Annotated in this window: 15 protein-coding genes; 5 read left to right on the top strand and 10 right to left on the bottom strand. The window is 38.1% G+C overall.

The window, feature by feature from the left end; translation table 11 throughout:
* Positions 1-307: 307 nt before the first annotated feature.
* Positions 308-577: an Lpp/OprI family alanine-zipper lipoprotein gene (locus tag MORIYA_RS03515; RefSeq protein ID WP_112712750.1), complete on the top strand. Its 270-nt coding sequence runs from the start codon at positions 308-310 to the stop codon at positions 575-577.
* A 134-nt stretch (positions 578-711) separates the two neighbouring features.
* Here MORIYA_RS03515 and MORIYA_RS03510 read toward each other — a convergent pair whose 3' ends face one another.
* Positions 712-1,632, bottom strand: coding sequence for a L,D-transpeptidase family protein (locus MORIYA_RS03510; protein ID WP_232011493.1), 921 nt, complete (start codon positions 1,630-1,632; stop codon positions 712-714).
* Between the two features lie 67 nt (positions 1,633-1,699).
* The gene (locus tag MORIYA_RS03505; protein ID WP_232011492.1) at positions 1,700-2,686 is read right to left on the bottom strand and encodes a S1 family peptidase; all 987 of its coding nucleotides are present in this window, start codon (positions 2,684-2,686) and stop codon (positions 1,700-1,702) included.
* Positions 2,687-3,003: 317 nt separating this feature from the next.
* On the opposite strand from MORIYA_RS03505, the gene MORIYA_RS03500 reads away from it, so the two are divergent.
* The 4 genes from MORIYA_RS03500 (at position 3,004) to fabA (ending at position 7,373) form a co-directional block, all read left to right on the top strand.
* Positions 3,004-3,837, top strand: coding sequence for a Tim44 domain-containing protein (locus MORIYA_RS03500; protein WP_112712748.1), 834 nt, complete (start codon positions 3,004-3,006; stop codon positions 3,835-3,837).
* A 190-nt stretch (positions 3,838-4,027) separates the two neighbouring features.
* Positions 4,028-4,567 carry a DUF2058 domain-containing protein gene (locus MORIYA_RS03495; RefSeq protein ID WP_112712746.1) on the top strand — a complete coding sequence of 180 codons (540 nt, stop codon included), beginning with the start codon at positions 4,028-4,030 and terminating at the stop codon, positions 4,565-4,567.
* Between the two features lie 231 nt (positions 4,568-4,798).
* Positions 4,799-6,760 carry an AAA family ATPase gene (locus tag MORIYA_RS03490; protein ID WP_112712744.1) on the top strand — a complete coding sequence of 654 codons (1,962 nt, stop codon included), beginning with the start codon at positions 4,799-4,801 and terminating at the stop codon, positions 6,758-6,760.
* Positions 6,761-6,854: 94 nt separating this feature from the next.
* Entirely contained in the window at positions 6,855-7,373 is a 519-nt protein-coding gene (gene fabA, locus MORIYA_RS03485) for a bifunctional 3-hydroxydecanoyl-ACP dehydratase/trans-2-decenoyl-ACP isomerase (protein ID WP_174216960.1), read from the top strand.
* 67 nt (positions 7,374-7,440) lie between these two features.
* On the opposite strand, the gene rmf is transcribed toward fabA, so the two are convergent.
* The 8 genes from rmf to MORIYA_RS03445 form a co-directional block, all read right to left on the bottom strand.
* Entirely contained in the window at positions 7,441-7,617 is a 177-nt protein-coding gene (gene rmf / locus MORIYA_RS03480) for a ribosome modulation factor (protein WP_019440203.1), read from the bottom strand.
* Between the two features lie 150 nt (positions 7,618-7,767).
* Positions 7,768-9,537, bottom strand: a complete 1,770-nt coding sequence (locus MORIYA_RS03475) for a DUF3466 family protein (RefSeq protein WP_112712740.1) — start codon at positions 9,535-9,537, stop codon at positions 7,768-7,770.
* 15 nt (positions 9,538-9,552) lie between these two features.
* Positions 9,553-11,463 carry an ATP-binding cassette ATPase Uup gene (uup, locus tag MORIYA_RS03470; RefSeq protein WP_112712738.1) on the bottom strand — a complete coding sequence of 637 codons (1,911 nt, stop codon included), beginning with the start codon at positions 11,461-11,463 and terminating at the stop codon, positions 9,553-9,555.
* Positions 11,464-11,628: 165 nt separating this feature from the next.
* Positions 11,629-11,865 carry a glutaredoxin family protein gene (locus MORIYA_RS03465; protein ID WP_112712736.1) on the bottom strand — a complete coding sequence of 79 codons (237 nt, stop codon included), beginning with the start codon at positions 11,863-11,865 and terminating at the stop codon, positions 11,629-11,631.
* Positions 11,865-13,997 carry a bifunctional 23S rRNA (guanine(2069)-N(7))-methyltransferase RlmK/23S rRNA (guanine(2445)-N(2))-methyltransferase RlmL gene (gene rlmKL / locus MORIYA_RS03460; protein WP_112712734.1) on the bottom strand — a complete coding sequence of 711 codons (2,133 nt, stop codon included), beginning with the start codon at positions 13,995-13,997 and terminating at the stop codon, positions 11,865-11,867. The genes MORIYA_RS03465 and rlmKL overlap by 1 nt, the downstream gene beginning before the upstream one ends.
* A gap of 152 nt (positions 13,998-14,149) precedes the next feature.
* Positions 14,150-14,710, bottom strand: coding sequence for a cell division protein ZapC domain-containing protein (locus MORIYA_RS03455; RefSeq protein WP_112712732.1), 561 nt, complete (start codon positions 14,708-14,710; stop codon positions 14,150-14,152).
* A gap of 100 nt (positions 14,711-14,810) precedes the next feature.
* Positions 14,811-15,821: a quinone-dependent dihydroorotate dehydrogenase gene (pyrD, locus tag MORIYA_RS03450; RefSeq protein WP_112712730.1), complete on the bottom strand. Its 1,011-nt coding sequence runs from the start codon at positions 15,819-15,821 to the stop codon at positions 14,811-14,813.
* A gap of 90 nt (positions 15,822-15,911) precedes the next feature.
* A complete protein-coding gene (locus tag MORIYA_RS03445; protein WP_112712728.1) occupies positions 15,912-20,762 on the bottom strand; it encodes an NAD-glutamate dehydrogenase in 4,851 nt (1,616 codons plus the stop codon).
* Between the last annotated feature and the right edge of the window lie 56 nt (positions 20,763-20,818).

Here is a 20,818-nt window from a genome sequence, read left to right as displayed (position 1 = left end):
ATCTAAAGTCTCGAACGCTTGTTAACTCCACTGGTAATGTGCTATCCGAATACCTTTTCATGAAAGAGTTTACTCATCCCTGAACAAATGATTGATTGAAAGTATATTGCCACCACCTCATCATCATTAGCATCAATGAAGTGAGATACTTCTGCTGTAAGTGTATCTTCACTTATACTGTCAATGATTTGATCACTTTATAAATTATTTTTAATGGAGTGGCAAATTGATAAACCTCTGACATACTTAACTGTGACACGGGTCAAATTTATGTGAATGTTGAAGAACTAACAGAGAGAGTATTTCAATGATAAATCAATTACTAATTGCTGGTGCTATCATGACGTCAGTACTGCTTACTGGTTGTGCCAATAACAACTCAGACTTACAAAATAGCGTTGGTAGCTTAAATTCGGAGGTCAGTAAATTAATGGCCCAAGTACAACAATTAGAATCAGAGCATGGCACCATGAAAACAGCGATACAATCCGCGACTGATACTGCTCAGCAAGCACTCGAAGAAGCGCAACGGGCTAACTCACGTATTGATAATATTGCCGCATCCTATAGCAAATAAGAGCTAACATAACTTAAGATAGATTAGCAGATCTGCTAATCTATCTTAATTTCATACCTTAAGTATCGACCATAATCGTTTTACATTTAATGAAGTATCACAAATAAATTTTTATTATTCATTTGTTCAACGTATTAAATATTCACATTAATAGGTAAGCCATAGTGCATTAGTATGGCTTTGTTAACGGCACTTTTATCCACACTATTATCCTCTCGAAGCTGATTGATAACATCAGAACCACTATCTTTGTTATGCCATATTTCTGAAGATAAAGGAGAATGAACTTCCAAGAAACGTTGACCATTGGGCTCTAATGTAAACTTTATCGGGGTATTAATGATTCTTACGGTCTCATTAACCTTTATATTATTATACAGCCACTCAATATCGTCTGGGTTCATCCGAATACAACCCGCACTGATACGCATCCCGACACCAAAATCTGTGTTTGTGCCATGAATTAAATAATTACTTTGTCCATAAGCTAATTGCAAAGCAAAGCTGCCTAAAGGATTATGCTTTCCAGCTTGTACGATACGTGGTAGAACCATTTTGTATTTCTCTAAGTATTCGGCTCGAGTTGTTGGTGTAGGTGTCCACACAGGGTCTTTCAATTTAGTCTTAACAAAACTATTCATTTGTGGTGTTTCACGACCTTCTCGACCAATACCGACAGGGAATACATGTACTTTGTTGGTGTTGTTAGGGAAATAATACAATCTTAATTCGGGTAGATTGATGACAATACCTTTGTGTTCAACGTCTGGTAATAACATTAATGTCGGCAAGTTTAATCTAGTACCTGGCAATGGTAAAAATGGATCAACGGTCGGATTAGACGCCATTAATGCAATCAGACCAATATTATATTGTTGTGAAAGAGAATGAAAATAATCACCAACTTGTACTTTATGCTCAATCCGTTCGCCGATCAATCTCGAACCTGGACTGGGTAAAGTATATTGTTGTGCGTTAACGGAACCAGCGAATAACAAGCATAAGATAACGAAAGGTCTTGATAAGACCTTAAGCTTAGTCTTTAAGATGAGCATACTGACGCCCTTAAATAATGTCTTATAGAGTAAGTATAGGCTCAAGGATATAGTGAGAGGTTCTATTTCAATTTTTACGGCGGTACAGTAATAATCCCGTTAATAAAACCAGAAATGAATAACCTATTCCCCCGCCACTACTTTTTGAAGGTTGAGGGACATCTTCTATAAAGAAGATGTCTTGAGTAAATGAAGATTCCGGCGCTTGATAAATCCCCGGATCATCAATCTGATCAATCGTGGTTATTATCCAATCACGATAGTTACTCACTTCAGTGTATACGTCAGGATATAAATAATTTGCACATTTATCTACATGACCAAAACTGACCACGCCAGCCAATCGATAACCACGATCATCATCACTTTTGGCGCTTTTGTCTTGCCATATCAATGGACCTCCCGAATCACCGTTACAAGAACCTCGTTCAAATGCATTGGCACAAATGAAATTAGCGTCAAGTTGTGACCAGCCCCAAGATAATGCGCAACTGTAATCACCAACGCCATTAACAAGCGTTTTTTGGAGGATATTAGTACTCTGTTCGCGATCTGCAGATGTTCGGCCCCAACCAGAAACGACCAGGTTATCCCAAATTTCATTGTCAAACTCTATATCCGCATCACCTTGTAACGCTTTACTCATTAGTTTGATCGGTAGTGCCGGTAACGCCACAGGTGAGGATAATTTTAACAATGCAATATCACCGGTATTATTTGCTTGTTCATAATCGGGGTGAACAAATAAATTAGTCACCGTATTAGTAGACCTATTACCACTATTGGTTCTGTCAATGTCACCAGAGTAAACGGTGACTTGATCAATTTCATTTAGACAATGTGCCGCAGTGACAACCCAAGTATCCGTTATTAACGTGCCACCACACGCAAATATGGTACCATTTATGTCAATTTCTAAATACACCTGCCAAGGTAATTCTAATACTTTACTATCAACGCCACCAACGATGTAGGGGGTAATAGCATCATTGGCATAAGCACTTAATGAGAGTGATAATATTCCAGAAATTGTAATCACTTTAGTTAGTATCAAAATAAACCTCTCTCACGTTATTTTTGCACTACAGGTTAAGCATCATCTGTCATCATTTTCTATAAATTATAGTATAGTGCGCACCACAATAAAAATATGAGTAAAATAAATCCAATCTGCTGTATTTCTATTAATTCCAAATTGTAAGCTATAAATCATGTTTAGATCACTTTATTGATAATAAAAAATAAATCCTCTGACATTTTATGTCAACTAGTGTAAATAGTAACCAAAGACAATTGACGCACACTACACCATTGTTATGATGCTGATTACGTAAACACGTGTATGACATATGTATTAATTGAAGGGATATAATGAAAAATATTTTAACTGTTCTAATGATGGTATTCGCTTTCTCGTTAGCGGCACCTGAAGTTCACGCGAAAAAATTCGGTGGTAGCAAGTCTTTTGGTAAAAGCTATAAAACTGCACCACAAAAACAAACCCCTGCGGCAGCAACCCCTGCTAAACAAGGTATGAGTAAAAAAGGAATGCTTGGCGGTATGCTGGGTGGTTTACTTGTTGGTGGTTTAATCGCATCTATGTTTGGCGGCGCGTTTGAAGGTTTCCAATTCATGGACATGATCATCATGGCCGGCGTTGCCTTCTTATTATTCCGCTTATTTAAAGGCATGATGCAAGCTAAAGCGGCATCACAACAGGGTTCGCCACAACCGGCATCAGGACCAGCATTTAGACAAGAAGCACAACCTGACGCAACGTTTAACACAGCAAGTCAAGGTGGTTTTGCTGGTTCAAGCAATGATGTACCATTCAATCTTCCAGCTGATTTTGATTTAACTAGCTTCTTAAGTGGTGCACGTAGTCATTATAATACATTACAAAAAGCTTGGAATGAAAATGATTTAGAAACAATCCAAGAATACGTTTCTATCGAACTATACAACGAATTGCGTGTACAACGTAAAGAACTTGAAGGTGAGCAACACACTGAAGTTATGTTCCTTGACGTTGAATTAGTTCGTGCAGAATCCACAGCGTCATTATCACAAGTAAGTGTTAAATTTAATGGCCGCTACCGTGATGGCCATGAAGATGTAGAAGCCGACATCAATGAAGTGTGGCATTTAGAACGTGATTTAACGCAGGAAGATGCGCCGTGGTTAATTACCGGTATCGAGCAGTAATTACCTTTATTAGCTAATTTGATATGAAAAAGGCGGTTAATCACCGCCTTTTTTGATCTAGTTATAGGTCTCGTGACATAACTATATGAAGTAACTTGGATATAGAATAGCGACAAGTGTTTGGCTCTAGCGAATTAAAGTTAACACTGTTATGATCCGTATATAAATTAAATCGATAGGAATTATAAACATGGCTTCACTACAAGATCAGCTTTTAAAAGCCGGCTTAGGCGATGAGAAAAAAGCGAAAAAAATTCGCAAAGAAAGAAATAAAAAAAATAAAGCCGTTCGTAAACATCAGGAAAGTGCAGACACGAGCCTACAAGATGAAATTAAAGCTAAAAAAGACGCTCAAGCGCAATTAGATGCGGAACGTAATAAAGCGATTCAAGATAAGATTGAGCTTAAGTCTGAGCATGGCAAAGTGAAGCAAATGATTCAGCAACTTCACATCACTGATTTCGGTGGTGAACTGTCATTTAATTACGTCCTTGATAACAAAGTTAAAACCCTGTCTGTTGATCAACCAAGCTATAACGCATTAACGAAAGGACAAATTGGTTTATGTGTGCTTGAAGGCAAGTCTTATGTGATGCCCAGTATTGCTATCGACAAAATCAGAGCTGTTGATGAAGCGTACGTGCTGGTCCTAAACGAAAATACGGCAACAGAAATTGAAGAAGATGACCCGTATGCTGATTTCCAAATTCCTGACGACTTAATGTGGTAATCACAAACATTTAGTAGTCGCCGCTATCTCTCTTAAAGTAAACCCATGTTAATCTTCAAGAGGGATGGTAATAATTGGATTTTTATCTTCCACTATTTTTGTTAACCACACCAAGTCTGGTTATTAATCCCGCTCAAAACCAGACAATTTGATTCAGGCGATGAATAATCCTATCTGTTTATAAGACAATCTCATATAATTTGTCTATCTACCTTACAAAGAGTGATAGCCTTGTTAACTGAGAAAATTACTGCTGATAAACTTATTCCTATCTTTGATCTTGGCTCGCGCTGCAAACTAGAAGAGTTTGATACAGCAACGCGAGATAAATTATTCCCTCAAAATAATAAACTATTTGCCCTATTCCACGATACTTTAACTGCTAAGTTACTTGTGGCAACAGATTTTGACGGTTTTGATCATATAAAAACATTTTCTAACATGTTGCATAACATGCCAATTAAACGCGCCAAATCAATTTGTTATGTCGAAGATGTAACCAAGGTTGGTCGTGCACATGCATTTGAAATTTGGCGAGATAAAACAGGACTATTTAAGCAACTCATTGAACAAATTATTGCTACGGGTGAGTGTTCTGATGAACAACTTAGGGGATGCCTTATTAAGCAATACCCTAACCTTATGCCACTATTACTTAATCTTAATGAATTTAATGTTGAGCAAGCTTTCAAAATATTAGTTGATGAGCAAACCTCTGCCGTCAACCTAATTGATGCTGTAAACTTAGATTACACTACCCTATTTGGTAACTTAGATACCCTCTATAAAAACAGTAGTTATACCAGCAACGTTGCTCAACTAACACCAGGCCTGATACATCAAGCGCATGGCGGCTATATTGTTATCAAAATTGATGAGTTAATTAATAACGCTTCTTTGTGGTATCAATTAAAATCAGTGCTCAAGCATGGCGTGTTAAACTGGCGCCCGAGTAATCAAGCGATTCAAACAGAACTAAAACCCGATGCGGCACCCATTGACGTTAAAGTTATTCTAGTCGGCGATCGTTTCGCGATTAGTCAGCTTACCGAGGGTGACAGAGCGTTATCAAGTCTTGCTAGTTCTTTTATTGATTTCTCTTCCGAGTTTAATGTCAGCGAACAACCTATAGCGAACTATGTCGGTTATATTAAATCACTGATCACAGACGCCAATTTGCTGCCACTTTCGGCTTGCGGCCTTAAACGTCTATTACAGTTAAGCAGTCGTTGGTGTGAGCATAATAACTACCTCAGTCTTAACGAAGCTAAATTAACAACACTGTTAAGCTATTGCCATCAAATCGCATTGGGTAACAAGTTAGACAGTATTGATAGTAACACTTTAAATACAGTGTTAGAACTTCAGTATGAAGCGTTAAATGGTTATATCCGCCTGAGTAACGAAGGCATCATAGAAAAACAAATTATTTTAGAAACGCACGGCAGCAAAATTGGCCAAATAAATGGTTTATCTGTGCTTGAAATGGATGGCCACCCAGAGAGTTTTGGCGAGCCGATTCGAATTACCGCAACAGGTCATCTCAATGGTGACGGCGATATCTCTGATGTGGAGCGTAAAGCTGAATTAGCGGGTAACATTCACGCCAAATCGATGATGATCATTCAGGGGTTTTTCACCCATACGTTTGCAAAACCCTTACCTTTACCGATAAGCGCAAATTTAGTATTTGAACAATCATATGGTGAAATTGATGGAGATAGTGCGGCATTAGCTGGCACATGCGCATTATTATCCATGTTTGCGCAAAAGCCAATTGCACAAAATTTGGCTGTTACTGGTGCTATCGACCAGTTTGGTACTGTACTTGCCGTCGGAGGTATCAATGAAAAACTTGAAGGTTTCCTCCGGATCTGTGAGTTAAATGGTCAAACAGACATGGGGGTTTTAATTCCAGCAGCAAATATAATAAACTTGAATTTAAGTGACAAGCTTGTTGCTGCCGTTAACAATGAACAACTTGCTATTTATCCTATTACCCATATCGACCAAGCTATTGAGCTATTAATGGATATAAAAGCAGGAACAGTCGACGACGAAGGAAGTCTCTACAATATCATTCAGCTACTTGCTGAAGAAAACGACAAATTAGACGATAATGAAACTGGTTTTGTAAAAAAACTTAAACAATTGTACGCTAAAATCATTGGTAAACAGGGATGTAACAACTGATTGGACTTGTTAGGCGTACAGTTGTACGCTAGAATAACTTCAAGATAACAAGGATATTATTATGATAAACGAATTAGAGGTTGAAGTGGTACCTATGTCAGCAACAGAACGTAATAGCTTCGATAAAGAAGACTTAGTTAAATGTGGTAACGGCGAGTTATTTGAATCTGATATCCGTCTTCCAAAAGATAATATGTTGATGATGGATCGCATCCTACACATTGATAATACGAGTGGTGAATTTGGTAAAGGCGAAATTACTGCAGAGCTAGATATCACCCCTGATTTATGGTTTTTTGACTGTCACTTTGACAGTGATCCGGTTATGCCTGGCTGCTTGGGCCTAGATGCGATGTGGCAATTAGTTGGTTTCTTCCTAGGTTGGAATGGCGCTAAAGGTAAAGGACGCGCACTGGGTGTAGGCGAAGTTAAATTCACAGGCCAAGTATTACCAACCAATAAAAAAGTGACTTATAAAATCACCATGAAGCGTGTTGTACTGCGTCGTTTAGTGATGGGTATTGCAGACGCTGAAATGCTGGTGGATGGTAAAGTTATTTACACTGCAAAAGATCTTAAAGTAGGCTTATTCCAAGATACTTCAGTATTCTAATCGTTTACTGATACAGAGTGATGATCAAAGCCCCCTTTTTTGGGGGCTTTGCTGTTCTATTCACTTATTATTTCATGAAAAGCCCTGTACTTCGGATCTCTTGTGCTTCACGCCAACCACCTAACCACTGACCTCGCGAATCTGCGCTTTGAAATGGACAAACCTCATTCGAGCGACCAGCGGTGCCAGCTTGATAACCTTTCGAATATGCTCTTTCCAAACGATCACGTTTCTGTCTCTTCATTCTATATTCCTCAAAAATGATATCAATTAAACCTGAGACTTTCCATGCCTCTATTAAGTAATAGGTCAAGATATTCGACAAATCAAATAAAAAAGGCACAGTAATAAAATTACTGTGCCTTTGACAAAAATGATGTTTAGCGATTAATGACTAATGTTTGAAACGACGGAACAACAGCATCATGGTTGGTAATAGTATAAACCATCCCATGCCTGCCCCATTACGCTTGTAATCTTCATCCGCTTTAATTGGACATTGAGATGTCGTCGATAAACTTGTTAAATCAGTTTTAGAGACAGTCATTGTCAATACGACAGGACTAGAACCCGATCTATTTTTGTAGTTTTCAACATTTTCATAGTCAAAACCATTGGCAACAATAGTGTATGTTTCATCTGCACTATTGTAATCACTGATACTTATTGCATTAGCAAAACGATAGCGTACATCTCCAGATATTGTGCCGTCATTAACCTCTTTACAATATAAATCATCTAAATAAGCTGATTTTTGAGTTTTGTAGTCATAAATAAATGCACTTTGGAAACGCGCTGAGCCATCTTCCCTTGGTGATGTTTCACCACGGGCATCACGCCAACCTACAATTAAGCCATCATTGTTAATTTTACTAACTTGAGATGTCGCACCTTTAATAGGATTTTCTTTAAATGGATAGCGAACCGTACCACTTGCGACATCATAAGTGTAAAACTCAGTAACTCGGCTTCTGTTTTGAACAGCCTCGAAAGTACGGTTACCAACAACGATAAAAGCTTGAGAGCCGTTATCTGTGCCATCTGCAGGTTCAAATGATACATTCGACGAAACATAAACAGTATCTGTAATATCAATTGCTATAGTATCGCGAATTACATCATTATAATCACTACCTGCATCCGTTTTAGGCTTAGTGATCTCACTCATAGCATAAGAAAGCTTGTTTAATAGAACTACAGTCGGCTTAAATATAGTTGCTCTAGCACGGCCGCCACTCGTTGATGAATAGATTTGTTGCGTAGAAAAACCAACCGCGAAACCAGATGTGTTAATCGCATAAGCATTGGCAATGAATGTTGCATCACTTCCGGTACTTAGCCAGGTAGTCTTGCCAGTTAAATATTTAACGGGATCAACATCTGTACCATTTACAGACCAAAAGCTCGCTTGTAAGTCGAAACCAGGACAATTATAAAGGTCATCAAAATCATAACGATCATCGTCAATTGGATAATTGAAGCAATAAGTAAAACGGCTGTCGTCATCAGCGTTTGACCACTGGACACTCGCTTGACCGACAATCACTTTTTTATTAAAAGTTATATTCCCGCCTTCTTTAGTTAAGCTTACAACCGCCACATCATGAGCTGAACTAAATCCACCTTTTTCAACAAAAGCAGGAGATAAAATAGCATTACCATAAAAGCCACTTCTAACTATATTCCCAGCTGTAGTACCATAGCCCAATTCAATAGAACCGTCTAATGCGGTGATTTTTCGTGATTGAGCCAAATTACTTGGAACCGCGTCGTCACCATTAACTGACGTTTCAGATTCAGATTCGTAGGTACCATTATAACCATTATAGGTATTTAAAATATTACGACGCCATACATATAACCCGTCACTACCATCACCATTTTCGGTACCCTCCCAAAGCATTTTACAAACATCATCGTCATATTGACAGTATTCGTTATATGTCCAAGGTGCACCAATATCATAAGTAAATGGCTGTGCGAATGTATTCGTATAAATCGCAGTTCTTGTTGCTGCACTAGATGTATCCATAGCTGATACAAATGGGCCGAACCTGCCATCAGTTGGAAGTGCAATCGGCGGTTCGCTAATTTCAACTGCCATTGCATTCGAACACAAAAGGAGACTAATAATCCCTGCTAGCTTAGTCTTTTTTAATTGCATTATTTTAACGTTCCCTTAGCCTTTCATTTCTTCAAGCTCTTCCCAACGCGCGAAAGCAGTCTCTAGTTCTTGCTCTTTGTTAGCAAGATTTTCAAGCATTGTTTTCGTTTCATCCGCAGGTTTGCTGAAGAAATCAGGTTGATTAATTTCAGCTTGCAAGGTTTCAACTAATTCTTCAAGTTGTTCCATTTTTGCAGGCAGTTTATCGAGCTCAACTTGTATATTGTATGGCAGTTTTTTGGTCTTAACGGCCTTAGTTGGTTTCTCTTGTTTTACAGGCTTAGCAACTACAGCAACTTTTGCTTTTGGCTTTGCTAACATAGATTGTGCATTTGCTTGTTGGTTCTTAGCATCATGGTAACCACCCACAAAGTTAGTAATATTTCCATTACCGTCAAACATCCAGCAACTTGTTACTGTGTTATCAATAAAATCACGATCATGGCTTACTAATAATAAGGTGCCCTGATAATTGGCAAGTAATTCTTCTAAAAGTTCCAATGTTTCGATATCTAAATCATTAGTTGGTTCATCCATGATCAAAATATTAGATGGTTTTAGGAACAATTTAGCTAATAACAGACGGTTACGTTCACCACCAGAAAGCGCTTTTACAGGTGTACGAGCACGTTGAGGGTGGAATAAGAAGTCTTGTAAGTAACCAAGTATGTGACGTGGTTTACCATTAACCATCACTTCTTGTTTACCGTCACCCAAGTTATCAATTACTGTCTTTTCAAGATCAAGCTCTGTACGGTGCTGATCGAAATAAGAAACTTCTAACTTAGTACCACATTTAATAACACCTGATTGCGGTTGTAACTCTTCAAGTAACAATTTGATTAAGGTACTTTTGCCACAACCATTTGGACCAACAAATGCAATCTTATCACCACGCATAATGTTGAACGTAAAATCTTTTACGATCTGCTTGTTCCCGTAAGCATAGGTTACATTTTCGCCATCAAATACACGTTTACCTGAACGAGAAGTCTCATCCACTGTAATCTTAGCTTTGCCTTGTACACTGAGACGTTCACTACGTTCATTACGCATTTCTTTCAGTGCTTTAACACGACCTTCATTACGGGTACGACGGGCTTTAACCCCTTGACGGATCCATACTTCTTCTTGCGCTAGGCGCTTATCGAATAACGCATTTTGTTCGTCTTCAACACGTAGCGCTTCTTCTTTAGCGACTAAATATTGGTCATAGTCACCTGGGAAAGACGACAGGTTGCCACGGTCAATATCAATAATACGCGTTGCCATTGAACGAATAAAACTTCTATCATGGCTGACAAAAATGATCGTACCGGCGAAATCTTTTAAGAATTCTTCTAACCAAAGAATAGATTCAATATCCAAATGGTTGGTTGGTTCATCAAGTAATAAAATATCAGGCTTACAAGCTAATGAACGCGCAAGTGCAGCACGACGTAACCAACCACCGGATAAGTCATCTAGCATCATTTCTGGGTCTAAGTCTAAACGCGTCAATACTTGCTCAATGTTTTGCTCGAATTCCCAGCCATTGCGATTATCCAGTTCTTCTTGTAAGCGCATCAATTTATTCAGCGCTTTTTCACTGTAATCGTCCGCGACCAAAATAGATTGATGATGATAATCTTTTAATACCTGACCAATATCAGCTAAACCACTGGCCACAAAGTCAAAAATAGTAACACCGCTTACTTTCGGTGGATCTTGCTCTAAACGAGAAACTACGGCATCTTGTTCAATACGAAGTACACCGTCATCAAGTAAAATATCTCCAGCAATAACTTTCATCATTGTTGATTTACCTGCACCATTACGGCCAACAAGACAAACACGTTCTTTTCGTTCAAATACAGCATCGGCATGGTTTAATAACGGTAAGTCGCCGAAGGCTAAACATGCATTTTGTAACGTGATAACAGCCACGATAATTCCTCAATATAAAATTCAATTGTTTCAAAAATCAAACCTTTATAGGAATGTTGAAACAAGCAGTTAGATAGATTCTAACATAAAGTTGTAAAATAGAAAAAATCCGAGTGTTAACAATTAACCTGTAATTGAGAATCCATTCGGATTGAGTCACCTAAATCAGTCGTGTGCGATAAAATCAGCTAATTCTTCAGTATCAAATGGCCAACCAATTTCTTTATCAGTAACCTTGTTCTTAATAACGGGAATACGAATGCCATAACGGGCGATGTCAGTTTCATCATGAATGATCTCTATTTTAGTCATTTCACTGACCAAGTGTTGAGCTGTCACCAGTTCCCAAGCTTGTTCACATAAGTGACAACCTTCTGTGGTATAGAATGCGTATTTAGTCATTATGCTACTCGTTCAACAAGCCAACAGTTACTGATATTTTTATTACGCGCGAAATCTTTAGAGCGATTTTTTTCAGTAATATTGGTTGCTTTAAGACCTAGTTTTTCAAGTCCTTCGAAATCTAGCTTAAAGTTACGCTTATTGTTAGAGAAAATAATTTCACCACGTGCAGATAAAATATTCTCTAACCAAGTAAACAGTTGTATGTGATCACGTTCTACATCGAAGCTGTCTTCCATACGCTTTGAGTTTGAGAATGTTGGTGGATCAATAAAGATAAGGTCAAACTTGTCTTCACAACGCGCTAACCAGGCTAAGCAATCCGCTTGCACCACTTCATGTTTACGCATGCTGATGTTGTTTAACGCAAAGTTACGTCTTGCCCAATCAAGGTAAGTATTCGACATATCCACAGTAACAGATGATTCTGCACCGCCTAAAATTGCGTGAACACTTGCGCTGCCGGTATATGAAAATAGGTTTAAGAAACGTTTACCCGCACTCATTTGGCCGAGCATGCGACGTGTTAAGCGGTGATCGATAAACAGACCGGTGTCTAAGTAATCTTTCATGTTCACTTCAAACTGAGCACCATATTCACTCACTGTAAATACCGACTTAACTTGTTGTAATTTTTGATACTGATTTGCGCCTTTTTGCTTCTGACGCACTTTTAATACCAGTTTGTTCGGATCAATGCCGGTTACTTCTAGCGTAACAGCAACAATATCCATGATGCGTTGTTTGGCTTTTTGTTCTGGCACGTCTTTAGGGGCTTTGTATTCTTGAACGATAATCCAATCATCATATAAATCGATAGCAGCATTGTAATCCGGTAAATCCGCATCGTAGAGACGGTAACAGTTAACCTGTTCTTTTTTAGCCCACTTCGTTAACTGTTTAATGTTTTTCTTTAAACGGTTACGGAAATCGTCAGCAAAACCCGGTGTCATTTGTGTTTCAACGTGTGCTTTGGCTTGACGCGCAATCGATGAAATTTGGTAAATCTTAAGGAAACACTCTAATGCACCGTTAAACAATTTGTATTGCTTATTGGCACGCATACCTAAACGAGACAGCAAATCAGGGCTTGATGAGAAAAATGCCACATTCCAGCCCGCAAATTCACTCTTCAGACGTTCACCTAATACTTGGTGTAACACAATTAGTTCAGGTTGCTCACCCATACGCTCACCATAGGGCGGGTTACAAATTAATGTACCTTCGCTGGTATAATCGTTAACAAGGTTTTTAGCGTCACCTGTTTCTAATTCGATGATGTGTTCTAGGCCAGCCGCTCGGACATTGGCTTTGGCTTGGTCAAGTACACGCCAGCTCTTATCAAAACCGTATATTTTAAGATCGCTGTTAGCAATATTTTTACGTGCTTGATATTTAGCTTGTGCAACCAGTTCTTCCCAACCGGATTGATCGAAGTCATTCAGTTGTTGGAAGCAATAACGTGAACGTAAAATACCAGCCGGTACTTTTAATGCCATTAATGCCGCTTCGATAAGTAATGTTGCAGAACCACACATAGGATCAACAAGTAAACCATCCGTATAACCACTACGTTTAATAATAGCAGCCGCTAGATTTTCTTTTAATGGTGCTGCGCCCGTCCCTTGACGGTAACCACGTTGATGTAAACCATTACCGCATAGATCAAGAGAAAGCGTCGCTTCTTCACGACGAATGTGCAGGTGAATACGTACATCTGGATCATTTTTAGCCACATTAGGACGATCGTTCATGCTTTTGTTAAAGCGATCGACAATACCATCTTTAACTTTCAATGCACCAAACTGGGTATCACGGATACTGTCATTTGTACCTGAGCAAGAAACAGCAAATGTTTTATCGATACCGAATATTTTGTCCCAATGCATACCTGTTACCGCAAGATAAAGGTCTAATACATCAAAAATTTTAAATGTTTTTAATTGCAAGGTCACTCGAGAGGCTAAGCGGCTCCACAAACAAATTTTATACGCTGTTAATTGAGTTGATTTAAATGAGACACCAGCCATTGTTTCACGGCAGTCTTGTGCACCAAGTTCAATTAGCTCTTCTTTTAGTAGAAGCTCTAAACCCTTAGGTGAAGAAGCAAAATAAGTGTTGAGTGTAGTCAATTTTAAAGCCTATATTATTTCGAGATACTTTCTGGTAAAAGAAAGTAATTTATGTGATTATTTATGGGGGCGAACTATACCATGCAGCATTATAGTCGCATAGTCATGTTGAGGAAATTCTTAGATAAACGGAGGTTTATTGATAGATTACGTTATGCCATGATCTGAACGTAGGAAAATGAATCATCAGCTAATTTTTTTGCCACTGTATTGCGTAACTGAACGCGGTCGTTCATAACACGAATAACATCAAATCTAGCTAATTTTTTAATATCAGAAAGTTGCACAGTATCTTCTAGCAGCATACACGTAGAGACAAGCTCATCGGCTTCAAGAATCACAAACTGAATATTTTGTCCTTTTGAAGACAAGGTGATAATATCGCCAGTACTAAACGATACATCCGAATTGTTATAGTCAAAGAACCAGCTTTGCGGCATTTTCACTTTTTGGAAACGTAAATTAGTCACCGCATTTAATGCTATTTGAACTTTTTCAGGCACGTTAAAGTCTAAATCTGTGAGCGATTCTAAGAAATAGTAATAATAGCTAGAGTCTTCTGCGCAAAAGTTAATACGGCCTTTGCACAGATTATTCATATTGCGTTTATCTAAATGGCAAGTCATCGCAAGTCCATCAGATAATTGAATAACGATGAATTGACTTGCGCAGTCATAGTGCCAATACCATTTGTTGCTTGGTTCTAGTAACATCCTGATACCAATAGTGTAATTAACTACCCACTAGTGTAACGTCAGCTGATCCATAAGTAAATAGCCATATCAGAAAAACAGACTAAAACCAAGTTAAAAGTTACAGACTTTTGACGATATTTTTAACTAATTTAGGACCTTTATAAATAAATCCGCTGTACACTTGTACTAATTCGGCACCTGCAACAAACTTTTCTTTTGCCGCTACAACAGAATCAATACCGCCAACACCTATGATAGGTAGTTGACCATCAAGCAATACTGCTAACTTACGTACGATCTCAGTACTCGCGTGCTGTAGCGGACGACCACTTAAACCACCCGCCTCGCTAGCATGTGACATATCATGTACCAATGTTCTATCTAGTGTGGTATTAGTTGCAATTACACCATCCATTTTATATTTAACTAATGACTTAGCAACTTGAGCCAACTCTTCATCGGTTAAATCGGGTGCAATTTTAACCGCCAATGGTACGTATTTCTCGTGCGTTTTAGTTAATTCAGCCTGACGTTTTTTAAGGCAACTTAATAAACCATCAAGCGCTTCACCATACTGCAGTGTACGTAATCCAGGGGTATTTGGTGATGAGATATTAATGGTGATATAAGATGCATATTGGTAAACCTTATCCATGCAAATCAGGTAATCTTCATTGCCCTTTTCGATTGGTGTATCTTTATTTTTACCAATGTTAATACCTAAGATACCTTTATAGTTCGATTTTTTGACATTCTCAACAAGTGCGTCAACACCTGCATTGTTAAAGCCCATGCGATTAATAATCGCTTCCGCTTGTGTAATTCGAAATATACGCGGTTTTTCATTACCAGATTGTGGCAGTGGTGTTACTGTGCCGACTTCGATAAAACCAAATCCCATTGCAGCAAATGCATCAATACTTTCACCATTTTTATCCATACCTGCAGCTAAACCTACTGGATTATCAAACGTCAGACCCATTACGGTCACTGGTTTACTCGGTAATTTCTGCGTATATAAGCAACTTAAAGGAGTAGAGCCCGTTAATTTTAACCCTTTGATTGTCATTTCATGTACTACTTCTGGGTCTTGCATAAACAAAAATTCACGTAAAATACGATATAACATTTTATATTCCTCATAAAAAAGCACTGTATCCACAGTGCTTCATAATTAAATCATTTTAATTGAGTGCGTACGCAAACATCAATTTACCGTTTAGCTGGCATTTCGGCAGCTTAGGTGAAGTAAATTCAATTCTCGTAATACGACTGAAAATTTAGCAAACTCATGCGAAGAACTCATATTAAAATCAGCCAACATTTGCAGCCAGCGAATAACCAGCGCATCATGATCAGCTAACCATTCGCCTATGATTATATCGCATTTACCTGTTGATGAACAAGTAGATAACACCACTGATGTTAAGCTACGTTGTTGTAACGCCAGCTCTTCACGGAATGCGGATCTTGCAAGCGCCTGCCAATGGTTCGCAACAGGTTGCAAGTTAATTTGATGCATAAAATCATGTAACTGCAGTTTATTACCTAATGCAAAGAAAATATGCTGTACTAATGACATTGGTACTTGATGCTGTTTACAAACATCTGCAATATCAAACGTCGAAAAAAGCGTATTTTGATGTATAATTTCGTTTGCAATGTCACTCGGTACAGACTTCTCAACTAAGTCGTCAATACGTTTTTTTTGTTTTTCTTTGTCTGCATCAACTAACACCTGAGCTGTGTTTTCTTTCATACCATCGTAGATAGGTTTATAGAACGCGATTGTATCGGCAATGCTCATATTACGGTCACGGTAACGAACTAACCAACATGTGGCACGACGAATATAACGGCGGCTTTCAAATAACATGTCTAATTGTGTTTCAGAATCAAGTTTATTATCTAATCCTGTAACAACATCCCACATGTTTGCCATGCCAATAACATTTTTGCTAATAATAAAACATTTCGCGATTTCAACCACTGTAGAACCCGTTTCATCTTGCATACGACCAACAAAATTCAACCCCATGTCATTAATAATTTCATTCGCAAGTTGCGTTGCAATGATTTCATTTTTCAGTGGGTGAAGTTGCATTTGATCTTTGTATCTATCTTGTAACAACTCCGGGAACGCGGTAATTAGCAGTTTAGATAAGAATTCATCTTCATATACTTCAGGACAATTCAATTGTTCTTTCAATTGCATTTTAGCGTAAGCAAGCAGTACTGAAAGCTCTGGACGTGTTAAACCTTCATTCTTAGCTAAACGTTCCGCCAACTCATCTTCATTTGGTAAAAACTCAAGTTGACGGTTTAGTTTCCCACTGCGCTCAAGCAATTGCATAAAGCGAATCTGTTCTTTCAATTGTTCTGGAGCACGTGTTTGAGTGACTGATACTGACAATGTTTGCTTATAAGCATTATTGAGTACAATTTTAGATACTTCATCTGTCATCGAATAAAGTAGCTCATTACGCTGTTTACGTGTTAAATCGCCATTACTCACAATGCTATTAAGTAAGATCTTTATATTTACTTCATTATCAGAGCAATCTACGCCACCCACATTATCAATAAAATCACTGTTAATACGACCACCGTTTTTAGCATATTCAATACGGCCGAGTTGTGTACAACCTAAGTTACCACCCTCGCCGACAATCTTAACGTTAAGCTCATTACCGTTGATACGAACATGATCATTCGCTCGATCGCCAACATCGTTGTTTGTCTCAGTGATTGCTTTAACATAGGTTCCGATACCACCATTCCACAGTAAATCTGCTTGTGATGTTAAGATAGCTTTAATTAAATCTGTCGGCGTCATTAATGATACATTGGTACCCAGCATCTTTTTAATTTCAGATGTCAACGTAATTGCTTTTGCTGAACGTAAGAAGATACCACTACCCTTAGACATAATAGAACGATCATAATCAGACCAGCTTGAACGTGGCAGATTAAATAGACGTTTACGTTCTTCAAAACTTGTCGCACAGTCAGGAGTAGGGTCAATAAAGATATGCATGTGATTAAATGCTGCGATTAACTTAGTACTTTTTGATAACAACATACCGTTACCAAATACATCACCTGCCATGTCACCGATAGCAATACAAGTGAACTCTTCTTCTTGACAATTAATGCCCATTTCACGGAAGTGACGTTTAACCGATTCCCAAGCACCTTTAGCGGTAATCCCCATTTTTTTATGGTCATAACCCACTGAACCGCCCGATGCAAAAGCATCACCCAGCCAGAAGTTGTACTCAGCACTGATCTCATTGGCGATATCAGAGAACGTAGCGGTACCTTTATCTGCGGCAACAACCAAGTATGAATCATCTTCATCATAAAAGCGTACGTTTTGCGGATGAACAAGTTCACCGTCAACGATGTTATCTGTTATATCAAGTAAACCACGGATGAATGTGCGGTAGCATTGTTTACCAATATTGAATATTTCATCACGAGTATGGCTTGGTTGAATTTCTTTACAAACAAAACCGCCTTTTGCACCCACAGGTACGATGACAGTATTTTTAACTTGTTGTGCTTTTACAAGACCAAGAACTTCGGTTCTGAAATCTTCGCGACGATCTGACCAACGTAAACCACCACGGGCAACTTTACCACCACGTAAATGAACACCTTCAACTTGTGGTGAATATACAAACACCTCAAATTTTGGTAATGGTAATGGCATATCCGGAATCAATGATGATTCAAATTTAAACGATATATATGCTTTGCTTTGATCTGCTGTTTTTAGACTCGGATCAATTTGATAAAAGTTAGTACGCGATGTAGCCGTAATTAAATCGATGAAACGGCGAATAATACGGTCGTCATCTAAATTATGAACGTCCTCAAGTTTAGTTTCAAAGTTAGCGATGATGTCTAAGCTATCAATTTCACCTTGGTCCATTGCAAATTTTTGATGGAAATAGCAATACAAGCTATTCGCTAATTCAGGTAACGACGTCAGTGTATTTTCAATATACGTTTGACTAAAATTGTTACCGATTTGACGCATGTATTTTGCGTAAGCTCGTAATACTGAGATTTGACGGCCAGCAAGATTAGTCTTTAATACTAATTTATTAAAACCATCATTTTCTAAACGCTTTTCCCATACTTGATGGAACGTAGACATAAAGTCAGCACTACGTTTTGTCGTATCTAGTACGTTTTCACCCGTGTAAAGCATAGTGAAATCAAGTACCCAATATTCCGTACCGTCAGCCGTTTTCACTTTAAACGGAGTTTCACCCAGTACTTTCAGACCCATGTTTTCTAACATAGGTAAGACATCGGATAAATGAATTGGATGATCTTTATGAAATAGCTTTAAGCGTACGTGATTAGAGTCATACTGCTCTTCTTGCGCACGATAGAAAATCATTTCAAGTTTATGATCAGCCGATAATTTTTCTAGTTTAATAACATCTGCCACAGCAGAGTTTGGTAGCACATGCTCTTTGTATGACTGGGGGAAAGCATGCCCGTACCGCTCTGATAAATAACGCCCTTTTTCTTCGCCATAGTGGCTTACAATCGCTGTTTTAAATTTATCATTCCAAGACTTAGCGGCTTCAGTTATATTTTGTTCAATATCGGAAATATTCACTTTCATTTCTTTATCATTCTGATCAACATGCACAAGATAATGTGTTCTAGCCATATTACCTTCAGAGAAATAAGTATTAAACTCTACTTCTTTATCACTGCCTAAGTAGTCAGCCAATACTTGCTGCGTTTTTTCACGTAATAGTGTGTTGTATCGCTCTTTAGTAACATATACCATACAAGAATAATAACGACCAAATAAATCTTTACGTACAAAAAGTTTAACTTGGTCACGATCCTGCATATTTAAAACACCCAGCGCACAATGCAAAATATCAGCTTCGCTAGATTGAATAATTTCATCACGAGGGTATGTTTCTAAAATATTTAATAACGCTTTATATGAGTGCGTTGCAGCATTATAGCCAGACGCAATAAGTACACGTTTAATCTTGTCACTGATCAGTGGAATATCAATTGCGCTACTGTTATAAATAGATGATGCATACAAACCAATGAAACGCTCTTCACCGATAACCTTGTTATTTTCATCAAATAGTTTAATGCCGACATAATCGATGTTAGCCGGTCTGTGTACACGTGATTTAGCATCACTCTTCGTTAAGAGAAGCGTATTTTGTGACAGTACTTCACGTCTTGCATCGGTCGATAAATTAGATAAACCATAACCTTTATTATTTACCGAGTTCTTCATGATCCCCAAACTTGAATCACAATCCGGTGTAATCACGTAATCACCCTTCACCGGTTCAATGTCATAGTGACGGTAACCAAGTAAAGTGAAATTATGATCCCCCAACCATTTTAAAAATTTAATCGTATCAGAATAATCGATACCTTTTTGTTTAGGTCGCGAAGATAACATCTCAATGACAGAGGTTAATTTATCTTGCATTGGAGACCAATCACCTACAGCTAAAGCAACTTCATTTAAAACAGAGTTTAACTCTGCACTAATCGCATCTAATTTGCGGCTTTCTGTTTGACGATCGATTTCAATTAAAAATACTGTTTCAGTGGTGTAATTTTTAGCATTCTTAAGATTTGTTAGAATTTTGTTTACACGACCGTTATCATCTCGTTTCAACGCAATTGGCTGATGTAGCATCAAATGTGAAATTACGCCAAGTCGAGATAACGCCATCATTACAGATTCAGTCAAGAAAGGTGAATCAGGTACAATAATTTCAACAATCGTATGTGTTGATTGCCAACCATTAAGACTGATTTCTGGATTGTAAACACAAATATCAGGGCCGCTATTATTACTGCTGTTTAGTCTGTTCCACAAACTAATTGCAGCACAATACAGATCACTATCACTACGCGAAGAGAGATCTTCTTGCCTCATTCCAGCATATAATGCAGTAACAAACTGCTCGACTAAAGTATTGCTTTTCGCATCTACTTTGGTCTTTACAAGGCTGATTACGTTTTCCAGTAACACGGGAATAGGCGTTTTATTCAACATACTAGCAATCCTTTAAATCTTGGTTTATTAAGTCTAGCTAAAAAAGTAACTTATGA

The organism is Moritella yayanosii, from assembly GCF_900465055.1.
GTDB classification, from domain to species: Bacteria; Pseudomonadota; Gammaproteobacteria; order Enterobacterales; family Moritellaceae; genus Moritella; species Moritella yayanosii.
The sequence above is the reverse complement of the archived record's forward strand: the minus strand, read 5'-3'. Positions and strand labels throughout refer to the sequence as shown.

Excerpts from the sequence above, each read along its gene's own strand:
- MORIYA_RS03515 (WP_112712750.1), top strand. The coding sequence starts at position 308 with ATGATAAATCAATTACTAATTGCTGGTGCTATCATGACGTCAGTACTG.
- MORIYA_RS03510 (WP_232011493.1), bottom strand. The coding sequence starts at position 1,632 with ATGCTCATCTTAAAGACTAAGCTTAAGGTCTTATCAAGACCTTTCGTT.
- MORIYA_RS03500 (WP_112712748.1), top strand. The coding sequence starts at position 3,004 with ATGAAAAATATTTTAACTGTTCTAATGATGGTATTCGCTTTCTCGTTA.
- MORIYA_RS03495 (WP_112712746.1), top strand. The coding sequence starts at position 4,028 with ATGGCTTCACTACAAGATCAGCTTTTAAAAGCCGGCTTAGGCGATGAG.
- fabA (WP_174216960.1), top strand. The coding sequence starts at position 6,855 with ATGTCAGCAACAGAACGTAATAGCTTCGATAAAGAAGACTTAGTTAAA.
- rmf (WP_019440203.1), bottom strand. The coding sequence starts at position 7,617 with ATGAAGAGACAGAAACGTGATCGTTTGGAAAGAGCATATTCGAAAGGT.
- MORIYA_RS03475 (WP_112712740.1), bottom strand. The coding sequence starts at position 9,537 with ATGCAATTAAAAAAGACTAAGCTAGCAGGGATTATTAGTCTCCTTTTG.
- MORIYA_RS03465 (WP_112712736.1), bottom strand. The coding sequence starts at position 11,865 with ATGACTAAATACGCATTCTATACCACAGAAGGTTGTCACTTATGTGAA.
- MORIYA_RS03455 (WP_112712732.1), bottom strand. The coding sequence starts at position 14,710 with ATGTTACTAGAACCAAGCAACAAATGGTATTGGCACTATGACTGCGCA.
- pyrD (WP_112712730.1), bottom strand. The coding sequence starts at position 15,821 with ATGTTATATCGTATTTTACGTGAATTTTTGTTTATGCAAGACCCAGAA.
- MORIYA_RS03445 (WP_112712728.1), bottom strand. The coding sequence starts at position 20,762 with ATGTTGAATAAAACGCCTATTCCCGTGTTACTGGAAAACGTAATCAGC.